Consider the following 12,108-nt stretch of genomic DNA (forward strand, 5'->3'; position numbering starts at 1 on the left):
GAGCGCCCCCCCCTTGCGCGGCGAGGTTGACGCCCACGCGGCCGGACACTGCCTTTAGACGGCGCCAACCGCAAGCCTGTATCTCGACGTCTCAACCCGCGCGCGGATGCGCGGAGCGATAGGCCTCGATCAGTCTGGCGCTGTCCACCGCCGTATAGATTTGCGTCGTCGACAGCGAGGCGTGGCCGAGCAGTTCCTGAATCGAGCGCAGATCGCCGCCGCGGCTCAAAAGATGGGTGGCGAAGGAATGGCGCAGCGCATGCGGCGTCGCCGAATCCGGCAGGCCGAGCGCGCCGCGCATCCGCTCGACGGCGAGCTGAATGATGCGCGGCGACAGCGGTCCGCCCTTGGCGCCGACGAATAAATGCCGCTCCAGCGGCAGATGATAGGGGCAAAGTTTCAGATAGGCTTCGACGCCCTGGCGCACCGGCGCGATGACTGGCGCCTCGCGAATCTTGCCGCCCTTGCCGGTAATTCGCAGCGTGTCCCGCTCTCCGACCGGCGCATCGGCGCGCAAAATCGACAGCGCCTCCGAAATACGCAGGCCCGCGCCATAGAGAAGCCCGAGAACGGCGGCGTCGCGTGCAAGAATCCAGGGCGGGCGATCCTCCCCCGCGCGCGATTCGACGCTCGTCACCGCGCATGCGGCGCTGGCGGTCAGCGGTTTTGGCAGTCGGCGCGGCGCCTTTGGCGCGCGAACGGCGCCGAGCGCGGCGCTCTGCTGGACGCCGCGGCGCTGCAGATAATGCGAAAAAGAGCGCAGGCCCGCGAGCTGGCGCAGCAGCGAGCGGCTACCGGCGCCAGCGGCCCGGCGCGCGGCCATGAAGGCGCGCAGATCGGCCGGCGACAGGGTCGAGACCATCGCAAGTGCAGGCGGCGCTCCAAAATGGACGCGGGCGAAGCTCAGGAATTGGCGAAGATCGCGAGCGTAGGCGGCGAGCGTCAGTTCAGCGACGCGGCGCTCTCCGCCAAGTTGCGCGAGCCAGGCTCTCGCGCAGGACGCCAGTTCGGCGTCGGCCGGCGCGAAATCCTGGCGCGCGGCGTGGGTCAGGCTGGGAGCGACGGCTTTTTTATTGGCCATGGGGCCAGTCTTGCCGCTTGCAGCCTAAATTTTCGTTAGGAGCGCTTGATGTCGGCTGTGGCCGCGACAAGCAATTCGTCGAGCTTGCGCTGGATCTGATGCTCGGAAACCGCCGCTCCGGCCTTTTCGAAATCCGCGCGAACGCCGGCTATCGCTTGTTCGGCGCCTTCGGCGACTTCCTTATGGACCAAAGCGTTCGCATAGGCCTCGGCGTCCGCGCCCGTCTTGCCGAGTTTCTCCGCCGCCCAGAGCGCAAACCACTTGTTCCGGCGCGCGATCGCCCTGAATTGCAGTTCTTCGTCATGCGCGAGCTGCGCCTCGAAACCCTGTTCGCGTTTGTCGAAAGTCGTCATAAGCGCACTATCCCTTATGCGGGCGACCTTAAAATCGCGCCCTTCACGCCCATTTAATTAACACGATTTCTTGAAAAAACCATGGTCGCATGTCCACCATCCCGCCATTCGACCCATGAGCAAGATTGATTTCTTTTCTGTATCCGAAAGCGGATGTCTGCTAGAAATAGCCTCAGCCGATCCATTTGGGGGGAATCATCTTCAGCGTCGAATCAAAGCGTTGAGACAGGCCGCGCGCAAGCGCCGCCCTCGGCGATCGTTCTCGCTTGTCTGATCTGCGGGACGGAAAACTTGTCCCCAGGGCGCAAAAGCGTGTAAGACCCGCCGGATGCGGCTTTGCCCGAGCCTAATTTCACTCCTTCCGCCGCCAAACGCGCTGCCGCCGTGTGGATGCGGGTCAAGGATGTTCCAAAGGAGCCACGCCGCCAATGGATCCTCTCAAGCCACGGTTAATCCCAATGAATCGCCGCCGGCGCATCTATGAAGGCAAGGCCAAAGTCCTCTATGAGGGGCCAGAACCCGGTACGCTCATCCAGCACTTCAAGGATGACGCCACCGCCTTCGACGCCAAGAAACATGAGGTGATCGACGGGAAGGGCGTGCTCAATAACCGCATTTCCGAGTACATCTTCCAGAATCTCAACGACATCGGCGTGCCGACGCATTTCATCCGGCGCCTCAACATGCGCGAACAACTCATTCGCGAAGTCGAGATCATTCCGCTGGAAATCTGCGTTCGCAATGTCGCGGCCGGCTCGCTCGCGACCCGCCTCGGCATTGAGGAAGGCACCCAGCTGCCGCGCTCCATCATCGAATTCTATTACAAGAACGATGAGTTGCACGACCCGATGGTGTCGGAAGAACATATCACCGCCTTCGGCTGGGCGAGCCCGCAGGAGATCGACGACATCATGGCGCTCGCCATAAGGGTCAATGATTTCCTCACCGGACTCTTCCTCGGCGTCGGCATCCGTCTTGTCGATTTCAAGATGGAATGCGGCCGCTTGTGGGAAGGCGATATGATGCGCATCGCCGTGGCGGACGAGTTCTCGCCTGATTCCTGCCGGCTGTGGGACATGAAATCCAACGACAAGCTCGACAAGGATCGCTTCCGCCGCGACCTTGGCGGCCTCGTCGAGGCCTATACAGAAGTTGCCCGCCGGCTCGGCATCCTGCAGGAAAACGAGCAGCCCCGCGCCAGCGGACCGAAGTTGGTGCGCTAGAAATTAAGAGGCGCGACGGCCCATAGGCCGCCGCTTCTCTCCTCCGGCGAACGCCGGGAGGTTTGCGGCCGCGCCCAAACCACACTGCCACGGAGGCTTCGGCCTCCGTTTCTGTTTTTGCGAGCGACCGGCGCGCACTGCGCAGCCCGGCAAAGGATAGGCGAGCGATGAAAGCGCGGGTCTTCGTCACTTTGAGAAGCGGCATTCTCGATCCGCAGGGCAAGGCCATCGAAGGCGCGCTAAAATCGCTCCAGATCGACGGCGTCAAAAGCGTGCGTCAGGGCAAGCTGTTCGACGTCGAGATCGAAACGCTGGACCCCGCCGCCGCCAAGGCTCTTTTGCAGCAGGCCTGCCAAAAGCTTCTCGCCAATCAGGTGGTCGAGGATTTCGAGGTCGAGATTTCTTAAGGTCCCTCGCCGATCGAGTTCGCTTCATGCGCAATCTTTTCCAGCCGGAGTTCATCGCTTCATGAAATCCGCCGTCATTCTGTTTCCCGGCTCCAACCGTGAGGGCGACGCGATTCGCGCCCTCAAGCCGCATGGTCCGGCAGAGATCGTCTGGCACGGTGAGGCCGACCTGCCGCGCGGGACCGATCTCGTCGTGCTGCCCGGCGGATTTTCCTATGGCGACTATCTGCGCTGCGGCGCCATCGCGGCGCATTCGCCGATCATGGCGGCGGTGCGCGCGCACGCCGAGCGCGGCGGCCTCGTGCTTGGCATTTGCAACGGGTTCCAGATTCTTGTCGAATTCGGCCTTCTGCCCGGCGTCCTCATGCGCAACGCCGGGCTCCATTTCATCTGCCGCATGCAGCATCTGCGCGTCGAGCGCACGGACGCCGCCTTCGCTTCGGCTTATGAAAAGGGTCAAATTATCCGCATCGCCATCGCCCATGGCGAAGGCAATTACGCCGCCGATTCGCAAACAATCGCCCGCCTCGAAGGAGAAGGCCGCGTCGCCTTCCGCTATTGCGATGCGGCTGGCGAAGTGACGTCCGCCGCCAATCCGAACGGCTCTATCAACGCCATCGCCGGGATCTATTCAGAACGCTTCAATGTGCTCGGCATGATGCCGCACCCGGAAAATCTGATCGACCCGCTGGTCGGCGGCACGGACGGGCGCGGGCTGTTTACGAGTATTGCCGGCTCCTTCACTGTCGCCGTCTGAAACCATTCGACGGGGCGATTTTTGTAACGCGCTCTTTGGAGCGCGGCGGAACGGGCCGGTTTGGCGCGGTTGGCGCGCCACCCCGGTCTGTCTTCCGGCAGATCGTCGCGCGAAAGAAGCTTGCCAAGGATAGACGCCTTCCTGCAAACAAACGCAGCTTTTCGTTTCAGCGGAAGAGACAACCTATTGCCTCGACAGGACCCCCCCGTCACGCCCGAACTCGTCGCGTCGCACGGCCTCAAGCCAGACGAATATCAGCGCATCCTTGACCTGATCGGCCGCGTTCCGAGTTTTACGGAACTCGGCATTTTCTCGGCGATGTGGAACGAGCACTGCTCCTACAAATCCTCGCGACTGCATCTGCGCGCCCTGCCAACCAAGGCGCCCTGGGTGATTCAGGGTCCGGGCGAGAACGCCGGCGTGATCGACATCGGCGACGGCGAGGCCTGCGTCTTCAAGATGGAGAGCCACAACCACCCGTCCTACATCGAGCCCTTTCAGGGCGCGGCGACGGGGGTCGGCGGCATTTTGCGCGACGTCTTCACCATGGGGGCGCGGCCGGTCGCCTGTCTCAACCTGCTGCGCTTTGGCGCGCCGGAACACCCCAAGACGCGCCATCTCGTTTCCGGCGTCGTCGCCGGCATCGGCTCCTACGGAAATAGTTTCGGCGTGCCGACGGTCGGCGGCGCGACAGCGTTCCACACGGGCTATGACGGCAATATTCTCGTCAACGCCATGGCCGTCGGCATCGCCCGCGCGGACGAGATTTTCTACGCCAAGGCGACCGGAATCGGCAATCCGATCGTCTATCTCGGCTCGAAAACGGGCCGCGACGGCATCCATGGCGCGACCATGGCCTCCGCCTCTTTCGAGGAAGACGCCGAAGCCAAGCGCCCGACGGTGCAGGTCGGCGATCCTTTCACCGAGAAGCTGCTGTTAGAGGCTTGCCTCGAGCTGATGCGCACCGGCGCCGTCATCGCCATCCAGGACATGGGCGCGGCGGGGCTCACCTCCTCCGCGGTTGAGATGGGGGCCAAGGGCGATCTCGGCATCGAACTTGATCTCGACGCCGTGCCCTGTCGCGAGACCGGCATGAGCGCCTATGAAATGCTGCTCTCCGAGAGTCAGGAGCGCATGCTGATGGTGCTCGATCCGCAAAAGGAGATTGAGGCCAAAGCCGTCTTCGTCAAATGGGGACTGGATTTTGCTGTTATCGGCAAGACCACGGACACGCTGCGCTTCGTCATCAAGCATGAAGGCGAGGTGAAAGCCGACCTGCCGATCAAGCAGCTTGGCGACGCCGCGCCCCTTTATGATCGCCCGCATGTGGCGAGCCCGGCGCTGGAGAAGGTCGAAGCCGCCGCAATCGAGCCGCCGCTCTCGAACGCAGAGGCGCTGAAGCTGCTGCTGGCGACGCCGGATCTTTGCTCCAAGCGCTGGATCTACGAGCAATATGACCATCTCATTCTCGGCAATAGCGTCGAGACGCCGGGAGGCGACGCGGCTGTGATCCGCCTTGGCGACGGCCCGAAGGGCCTCGCGCTGACGACCGACGTCACCCCGCGCTATTGCGAGGCCGATCCCGTCGCGGGCGGCCGGCAGGCCGTCGCGGAGGCCTGGCGCAATCTCACCGCCGTCGGCGCCCTGCCCCGCGCCGTCACCGACAATCTCAATTTCGGCAATCCGGAAAAGCCCGAGATCATGGGCCAATTCGTCGGCTGTCTGACCGGCATCGGGCAAGCGTGCCGGGCGCTCGACTTCCCGATCGTCTCCGGCAATGTCTCGCTTTATAATGAGAGCAGCGGCAAGGGCATTCCGCCGACGCCCTCGATCGGCGGCGTCGGTGTTATCGCGGACGTCAGCCTTGCGGCGAAACTCGCCTTCCGGCGCGCGGGCGACGCCATTCTCCTGATCGGCGACACGGAGGGCTGGCTCGGCCAGTCGCTCTATCTGCGCGACGTCTGCGGCCGCGAGGCGGGCGCGCCGCCGCCGGTCGATCTTGCCGCTGAAAAGCGCAATGGCGATTTCGTCCGCGAGCTGATTCTCGCGGGCCTCGTCAGCGCGGTCCACGACATATCGGACGGCGGACTTGCCGTCGCCCTCGCGGAAATGGCGATGGCCGGAGGCGTCGGCGCCAGCGTCGAGGCGCCGGCCAATGTTCCGGCGCATGGTTTCTGGTTCGGCGAGGACCAGTCGCGCTATATTGTCGCGACCTCGCCCGAGCATGCGCTCGGCGTTCTCGCCGCGGCCCAGCGCGCTGGCGTTCCCTGCCGCCGCATCGGCGAGACAGGCGGCGCGGCGTTGACCCTCAAGGGCGAGGCCGCCATATTGGTCGGCGATCTTTCGGCGCGCTTCGAGGGCTGGCTTCCCGATTATATTGCGGCCGCGCTCTAGGAGTTCGATCTGCGGCGCGACAATTGCTCAGGCGGCTGCAAAGCGCGCAACATCAAGGAATTTCAACCATGCCCATGGAACCCGCCGATATCGAGACGCTGATAAAAAAAGGGATCCCCGACGCAAAGATCGAGCTCACCGACCTTGTCGGCGACAAGGATCATTGGTCGGCGACCATCACTTCGACGGAGTTCGTCGGCAAGACGAAGCTCCAGCAGCATCAGATCGTCTATAAGGCCCTCGGGGCTTTCATGGGCGGCCCGCTCCATGCATTGCAGCTCAACACGCAAGCTCCCAAATAGGGTGGGACGCGCTTTCTCTCGCCGGCAAAGAATTGAAAGGATTTGGCTATGGCCATCAAGGACGTGATTCAGTCGACGGTCGACTCCAACGATGTCGTGTTGTTCATGAAGGGGACGCCGAATTTCCCGCAATGCGGCTTTTCGGGCCAGGTCGTGCAGATCCTGTCCTATCTCGATGTGCCCTATACGCCTGTGAACTGCCTCGAGACGGATGAAATCCGTCAGGGAATCAAGGAGTTCTCGAGCTGGCCGACAATTCCCCAGCTTTACGTCAAGGGTGAATTCATCGGCGGCTGCGACATCGTCCGCGAAATGTTCCAGAGCGGCGAACTGGCGAGCCACCTCGCCGGCAAGGGCATCCCGGTCAAGCAGCCCGCCAAGGCCTGATCCTTAGCAGCCCGCGCGCGCCTTCGCGGGCGGCTTTGTCCGCAAAGCGCCATCGCCATGTCTGAAATCGGCCCCGCCCGGCCGATGGAGAACCAGAACCCGCTCCGCCTGAGCGGGTTTTTCTATTTTCGCGCAGCGGCGATCAGCGCGAGAGCGTCGGCCGAATCCCACTCCGCCGGCCCCGCCATGACGCCGAGATCGCAGCCATTACGGTCGACGAGAATCGTCGTTGGCAGACCCAGCGCCTTGCCGACGCCCTTCAGGGTTTGAAATACGCCAGCGGTTTCGTCGGCGAAGAAATCGAGATTTTTTATCTCCGCCTCTTTCAAAAATGCTTTCGGCCGATCGAGCTTGGCGGTGTCTATATTGACCGCGACCACCTTGAATCCGTCAGAGCCGGCCTTTGCCTGCAGGCGGTCAAGCGCCGGCATCTCCTTGCGGCAGGGCACGCACCAGGTCGCCCAGAAATTCAAAAGCACCGTCTGGCCTCTGAATGAAGCAAGCGTCGTCGGCGCGCCGTCCGGTCCATTGAAAACGAGTTCGGGCAGCGGCCGCGGCTGCGTCGAGACGGCGAGAGCCGCAACCTCGCCATGGGCGAGCGGCGCGAGCGTCCTGGCGATCTCGCGCGATCCCGGACAGGCGGCGTCCGCTGCGGCCTCCTTGCCGCCCCGCGCGTTCATCGCGTAAACAAAAGCCAACACCGCGGCGCCGACCAGAAGGAAGGCGATGATCAGCCGGCGGCGCGCGCCGGCGCGTCCGAGCCGCGGATCGCCGACCAGCGAAAAGTCTTCTCGCGCCATGCAATGTTCTCCGATTGTCCGCGTGAGCGCGGGCAACCCCTTCTAGCGAGCGTAACGAAATGAGCAACAAGATGTGGGGCGGCCGGTTCGCCAGCGGCCCGGACGCGATCATGGAGGAGATCAACGCCTCGATCGGCTTCGACTACCGGCTGGCGATGCAGGATATCGCCGGATCGAAAGCCCATGTGGCCATGCTCGCCGACGCCGGCATCGTCAGCGCGGACGACGCCGCCGACATAACAAAGGGCCTCGAAGCCATCAAAGCGGAAATCGAGAGCGGCGCCTTCACTTTTTCGCGCGCGCTCGAAGACATCCATATGAATGTCGAATCGCGCCTCGCCGCTTTGATCGGCCCCGCCGCCGGACGGCTGCACACGGCGCGCTCGCGCAATGATCAGGTGGCGCTGGATTTCCGCCTCTGGGTGCGCGACACGATCGATGCGCTGGACAGCCAGCTGCGCGGCCTGCAGCTCGCCCTCGCCGAAAAGGCAAAGATCTATGCTGGCGCCGTGATGCCGGGCTTCACTCATATGCAATCGGCCCAGCCGGTCACCTTCGGCCATCATCTGCTCGCTTATGTCGAGATGTTCGCGCGCGACCGCTCGCGCCTTCGCGACGCCCGCGCGCGGCTCAACGAAAGCCCGCTTGGCGCGGCGGCGCTGGCCGGCACTTCCTTTCCGATCGACCGCCACGCCACCGCCCGCGCGCTTGGTTTCGACCGGCCGACCGCCAATTCGCTGGACAGCGTGTCGGACCGCGATTTCGTGCTGGAAACCCTAAGCGCAGCGTCGATTGCGGCCGTGCATCTGTCGCGCTTCGCCGAAGAGATCGTTTTGTGGTCGACGCCGCAGTTCGGCTTCGCCCGGCTGTCGGACAAATTCTCGACGGGCTCCTCGATCATGCCGCAAAAACGCAACCCCGACGCGGCCGAGCTGGTGCGCGGCAAGGCCGGCCGGGTGATCGGCGCGCTGACGGGCCTCCTTATTGTGATGAAGGGCCTGCCGCTGACCTATTCGAAGGACATGCAGGAAGATAAGGAAGGCGCCTTTGACGCGCTGCACTCGCTCTCACTTTGCCTCGCCGCCATGACCGGCATGGTCAAGGATATCGAGCCCGACACAGAGCGCATGAAGGCCGCGGCGGGCGCCGGCTACGCCACGGCGACCGACCTCGCCGACTGGCTGGTGAAGGCGCTCGGCCTGCCCTTCCGCGAGGCGCATCATGTGACAGGGCGCCTTGTCGCCGCGGCAAGCGCGCAGGACAAGGGCCTCGAGGAGCTGACGCTTGCCGAAATGCAGGCGGTCGAGCCGAGGATCGACGCCGGCGTCTTCGCCGTCCTCGGAGTCGAAAACTCCGTGCGCAGCCGCATGAGCTATGGCGGCACGGCGCCCGCCAATGTGAGCGAACAGGCGGAGCGCTGGCTCAGCGCGCTGGCCGCCGAACCCGCTTCGAAGATCTGAGGCCGCGCCGATGCTGCTGACGGGCCCGAGCCTGCCACCCCTTGCGGGCGGCGCAGCCAACGCTCTCGTCGTGCTGCTGCATGGCGTCGGCGCCAATGGCGACGATCTCATTGATCTTGCAGCCTATTGGCGCCCTGATCTGGCCAAAACGGCGTTCGTTTCCCTCAACGCGCCTTTCCCTTGCGACTTTGCGCCCGACCGGCTGCAATGGTTCAGCGTCGCCGACCGCACCCCCGCTGTTCTGCTGCAGGGGGCGCGCGTCGCAGCCTTGAGCCTTGACGCGACGCTCGATGCGCTGCTGGCCGCACGGGGCCTTACGGACGACAGGCTCGCCCTGGTCGGTTTTTCGCAAGGCGCGATGATGGCGCTTCACGTCGGTCTGCGGCGAAAGCGCCAGATCGCCGGGATCGTCGCATTCTCGGGCGCGCTGCGCGGCGGCGAGACGCTTCGCGCCGAAATCGGCGCGAAGCCGCCGGTTCTGCTGGTTCACGGCGAAATGGATGAGATCGTACCTTTCGCGGCGATGGCCGAGGCAAGGTCCGCGCTCGAGCGCGAGGGCGTCCCGGTCGCCGTGCTTGCGCGGCCCCGGCTCGGCCATGCGATCGACGAGGCCGGCCTCGACGCAGCGGGACGATTCCTGCGCGGCGCGCTCGCGCCGGCTACGACAGCCTGACGCGGAACAGCAACCCTCGGGAGCAAATTCCTCGCGCCCACAACTCGCGCGCTTATACGACACGGGCGCCGAGGACGTTTTATTTCACGGGCAAGGCGATCTTCGGCAAGAAACCGCGGCCGTCTGCGACGATGAATTGCCACATCGAGCGTCCCGCCGGCGATTGCTCGCGGCCTTGCGGTCGCACCACATACCATTGCCGCATGATCGGCATGCCAATCACGTCGAGGATGGCGAGACGGCCCTCGGCGACCTCCGCCTCGATGGTGTGCGCCGAGATGAGCGTCAGGCCAAGGCCCGCCATCACCGCCTGCTTGACCGTCTCGTTCGAGCCGATCTCGATATGGACGCGCGGCGGCGGCAGCACCAATCCGGCAAAGAAAGCGTCGAAATTATTGCGCGTGCCCGAACCCGCCTCGCGAACGATGAAGGCCTCATGGCAGAGTTCGGTCTTGTCGATGCCGACGCGCTTGGCCATGCTATGATCGGGCGGAGCGATGATGACCTGCGGATGGGGGCCGAAAATCTCGGCGACTACCGGAACGTCCGCAGGCGGAAATCCCATCAGGGCGACATCGACGGTCTGCTCGCGCAGCGCGGCGACGATGGTGGCGCGATTGCCGACCGTGACCGCGATCTCGACGCGCGGATGCCCGCGCGCGAAGGAGGCGATCAGGCGCGGCGCGAAATATTTGGCGGTGGAGGCGACGCCGATCGTGACGCGGCCGGCGTTCTTGTCCTTGTGCGCGGTCAGCGTCGCCTTGAGCTCGGCGAGCAAGAGATCGACGCGCATGGCGATCGTGACCACCTCCTGCCCCGCGCTGGTGAGGCGCAGCCTTCCGCCTGTGCGGTCAAATAGCGCGACGCCGACATCGTCCTCGAGCAATTTTATGCGCGAGGTCAGGGCGGCGGCGGTCACATTGAGCAGCTCCGCCGCGGCGACGATGGTGCCGCTCTCGGCCACCGCAACGACGGTTTCGAGGTGCTTTAGGGTCATCCGGCGCATGCGCACTCCGTAGAACTTGCCGCAGACGGGCTCAACCTAAATCACTTTTATTTCGGATGGCTTTCGGCGATAACGCTGGAGGATATGATGCAAAAAGGGCCGACATGCCAAGGATTTCGGGCGCAGAAGAATTGAAAGCCTACCTCGGCCGCACGGTTGGCGCCGACGCCCGTCTTGAGGCGGCCGCGGCGACGCTCGGCGAGATCGCCGCCGCCTCGGTCAAGATGTCGGAGCTGATCGGGCTCGGTCGGCTCTATGGCCGTCTTGGCGACGCGAGGGGAAGCACCAATTCGGACGGCGACGTCCAGAAGGAGCTCGACGTCCTTGCCGATGAAATGTTCGTCGAGGCGCTGCGCCGCGCGCCGGTCTATGGCGTCGTCTCGGAAGAGCTGAAAGAGGCGCTGCTGCTCAATCCGAACGCCTCGATCGTCGTCTCCATGGACCCCCTCGACGGTTCGTCCAACATCGACGCCAATGTCTCGATCGGCACGATTTTCTCGCTGCTGCCGACCCTTCCGGAAGCAAGTTCGCTCGAGGCGCATTTTCTGCAAAAGGGACGCGCGCAGATCGCGGCGGGATTCGTCATCTACGGTCCGCAAACCTCGATGGTCTTCGCGATCGGCGCCAGTCCGGTCGAAATCTTCACGCTCGACCGCAACGACGGGCAATTTTACCATGCGGCGACGGCCGGGCCGATCCCGAAGGAATCGTCCGAATATGCGGTCAATGCTTCCAATTACCGCCATTGGGAGCCCTCGATCCGCGCCTTTATCGAGGATTGCGCCCGCGGCCTCGATGGGCCGATGAAGCGCAATTACAATATGCGCTGGGTGGGTTCGCTCGTTGCAGAAGCCTATCGCATCCTGCTGCGTGGCGGCATTTTCCTCTATCCGGGCGACCAGAGGCCGGGCTATTCGGACGGCAGGCTGCGGCTGCTCTATGAAGGCGCTCCGGTTGCTTTCCTCATCGAGCGGGCGGGCGGCGTCGCGACCGATGGGCTTTCGGCCCTGCTCGACATCGAGCCGACCGCCATTCACCAGCGCGCGCCGCTTGTATTAGGATCGGCAGATCCGGTGCGCCTCGTCGCGCGCTATCGCTCCGATCCAAAAGTCTCCGCCGAACGCGCGCCGCTTTTTGGCGGCCGGGGTCTCATGCGGGACTAGAATCCAGGAATCACCGTGATCGAATGCGCCGTTCCGTCGCACGGACATCATAAAAACATGTAACGCTTTGTTTTGACACACTTCCTTTCGTGAATGAAGCGG

13 protein-coding genes are annotated in these 12,108 nt (G+C 64.0%); 9 read left to right on the forward strand and 4 right to left on the reverse strand.

What is annotated here, in order from left to right; genetic code table 11:
* Positions 1-91: 91 nt before the first annotated feature.
* Together CR492_RS11115 and CR492_RS11120 are read right to left on the reverse strand one after the other, a co-directional pair.
* Positions 92-1,051: a tyrosine recombinase XerC gene (locus tag CR492_RS11115; RefSeq protein WP_432431206.1), complete on the reverse strand. Its 960-nt coding sequence runs from the start codon at positions 1,049-1,051 to the stop codon at positions 92-94.
* 65 nt (positions 1,052-1,116) lie between these two features.
* A complete protein-coding gene (locus tag CR492_RS11120) occupies positions 1,117-1,434 on the reverse strand; it encodes a DUF1476 domain-containing protein (protein WP_102843821.1) in 318 nt (105 codons plus the stop codon).
* A gap of 428 nt (positions 1,435-1,862) precedes the next feature.
* Between CR492_RS11120 and purC the strand changes: the two genes are divergently transcribed.
* From purC to grxD, 6 genes are all read left to right on the forward strand, one after another.
* Complete coding sequence (purC, locus tag CR492_RS11125; protein ID WP_012590218.1) at positions 1,863-2,657, forward strand: phosphoribosylaminoimidazolesuccinocarboxamide synthase; 795 nt, start codon at positions 1,863-1,865, stop codon at positions 2,655-2,657.
* Positions 2,658-2,824: 167 nt separating this feature from the next.
* A complete protein-coding gene (purS, locus tag CR492_RS11130) occupies positions 2,825-3,064 on the forward strand; it encodes a phosphoribosylformylglycinamidine synthase subunit PurS (RefSeq protein WP_102843822.1) in 240 nt (79 codons plus the stop codon).
* 61 nt (positions 3,065-3,125) lie between these two features.
* The gene (purQ, locus tag CR492_RS11135) at positions 3,126-3,821 is read left to right on the forward strand and encodes a phosphoribosylformylglycinamidine synthase subunit PurQ (protein ID WP_102843823.1); all 696 of its coding nucleotides are present in this window, start codon (positions 3,126-3,128) and stop codon (positions 3,819-3,821) included.
* A 186-nt stretch (positions 3,822-4,007) separates the two neighbouring features.
* On the forward strand, positions 4,008-6,215 hold the full coding sequence (gene purL, locus CR492_RS11140) for a phosphoribosylformylglycinamidine synthase subunit PurL (RefSeq protein ID WP_102843824.1): 2,208 nt from the start codon (positions 4,008-4,010) through the stop codon (positions 6,213-6,215).
* Positions 6,216-6,283: 68 nt separating this feature from the next.
* A complete protein-coding gene (locus tag CR492_RS11145; protein WP_102843877.1) occupies positions 6,284-6,517 on the forward strand; it encodes a BolA/IbaG family iron-sulfur metabolism protein in 234 nt (77 codons plus the stop codon).
* A 48-nt stretch (positions 6,518-6,565) separates the two neighbouring features.
* Complete coding sequence (grxD, locus tag CR492_RS11150) at positions 6,566-6,904, forward strand: Grx4 family monothiol glutaredoxin (protein ID WP_012590225.1); 339 nt, start codon at positions 6,566-6,568, stop codon at positions 6,902-6,904.
* Between the two features lie 122 nt (positions 6,905-7,026).
* Here the strand turns inward: grxD and tlpA are convergent, their stop codons facing one another.
* Positions 7,027-7,704, reverse strand: coding sequence for a thiol:disulfide interchange protein TlpA (tlpA, locus tag CR492_RS11155; protein WP_102843825.1), 678 nt, complete (start codon positions 7,702-7,704; stop codon positions 7,027-7,029).
* Between the two features lie 59 nt (positions 7,705-7,763).
* Between tlpA and argH the strand changes: the two genes are divergently transcribed.
* Entirely contained in the window at positions 7,764-9,164 is a 1,401-nt protein-coding gene (gene argH / locus CR492_RS11160; protein ID WP_102843826.1) for an argininosuccinate lyase, read from the forward strand.
* A 10-nt stretch (positions 9,165-9,174) separates the two neighbouring features.
* The gene (locus CR492_RS11165; protein ID WP_102843827.1) at positions 9,175-9,837 is read left to right on the forward strand and encodes an alpha/beta hydrolase; all 663 of its coding nucleotides are present in this window, start codon (positions 9,175-9,177) and stop codon (positions 9,835-9,837) included.
* Positions 9,838-9,916: 79 nt separating this feature from the next.
* On the opposite strand, the gene CR492_RS11170 is transcribed toward CR492_RS11165, so the two are convergent.
* A complete protein-coding gene (locus CR492_RS11170) occupies positions 9,917-10,843 on the reverse strand; it encodes a LysR family transcriptional regulator (RefSeq protein ID WP_102843828.1) in 927 nt (308 codons plus the stop codon).
* Positions 10,844-10,947: 104 nt separating this feature from the next.
* On the opposite strand from CR492_RS11170, the gene CR492_RS11175 reads away from it, so the two are divergent.
* A complete protein-coding gene (locus CR492_RS11175; RefSeq protein WP_102843878.1) occupies positions 10,948-12,006 on the forward strand; it encodes a class 1 fructose-bisphosphatase in 1,059 nt (352 codons plus the stop codon).
* Positions 12,007-12,108 lie beyond the last annotated feature (102 nt).

Source organism: Methylocella silvestris (assembly GCF_002891535.1).
GTDB lineage: Bacteria > Pseudomonadota > Alphaproteobacteria > Rhizobiales > Beijerinckiaceae > Methylocapsa > Methylocapsa silvestris_A.

Bases quoted from the DNA above. Each gene is read 5' to 3' on its own strand.
- CR492_RS11120 (WP_102843821.1), bottom strand. From the start codon at position 1,434: ATGACGACTTTCGACAAACGCGAACAGGGTTTCGAGGCGCAGCTCGCG.
- purC (WP_012590218.1), top strand. From the start codon at position 1,863: ATGGATCCTCTCAAGCCACGGTTAATCCCAATGAATCGCCGCCGGCGC.
- purS (WP_102843822.1), top strand. From the start codon at position 2,825: ATGAAAGCGCGGGTCTTCGTCACTTTGAGAAGCGGCATTCTCGATCCG.
- purQ (WP_102843823.1), top strand. From the start codon at position 3,126: ATGAAATCCGCCGTCATTCTGTTTCCCGGCTCCAACCGTGAGGGCGAC.
- CR492_RS11145 (WP_102843877.1), top strand. From the start codon at position 6,284: ATGCCCATGGAACCCGCCGATATCGAGACGCTGATAAAAAAAGGGATC.
- grxD (WP_012590225.1), top strand. From the start codon at position 6,566: ATGGCCATCAAGGACGTGATTCAGTCGACGGTCGACTCCAACGATGTC.
- tlpA (WP_102843825.1), bottom strand. From the start codon at position 7,704: ATGGCGCGAGAAGACTTTTCGCTGGTCGGCGATCCGCGGCTCGGACGC.
- argH (WP_102843826.1), top strand. From the start codon at position 7,764: ATGAGCAACAAGATGTGGGGCGGCCGGTTCGCCAGCGGCCCGGACGCG.
- CR492_RS11165 (WP_102843827.1), top strand. From the start codon at position 9,175: ATGCTGCTGACGGGCCCGAGCCTGCCACCCCTTGCGGGCGGCGCAGCC.
- CR492_RS11170 (WP_102843828.1), bottom strand. From the start codon at position 10,843: ATGCGCCGGATGACCCTAAAGCACCTCGAAACCGTCGTTGCGGTGGCC.
- CR492_RS11175 (WP_102843878.1), top strand. From the start codon at position 10,948: ATGCCAAGGATTTCGGGCGCAGAAGAATTGAAAGCCTACCTCGGCCGC.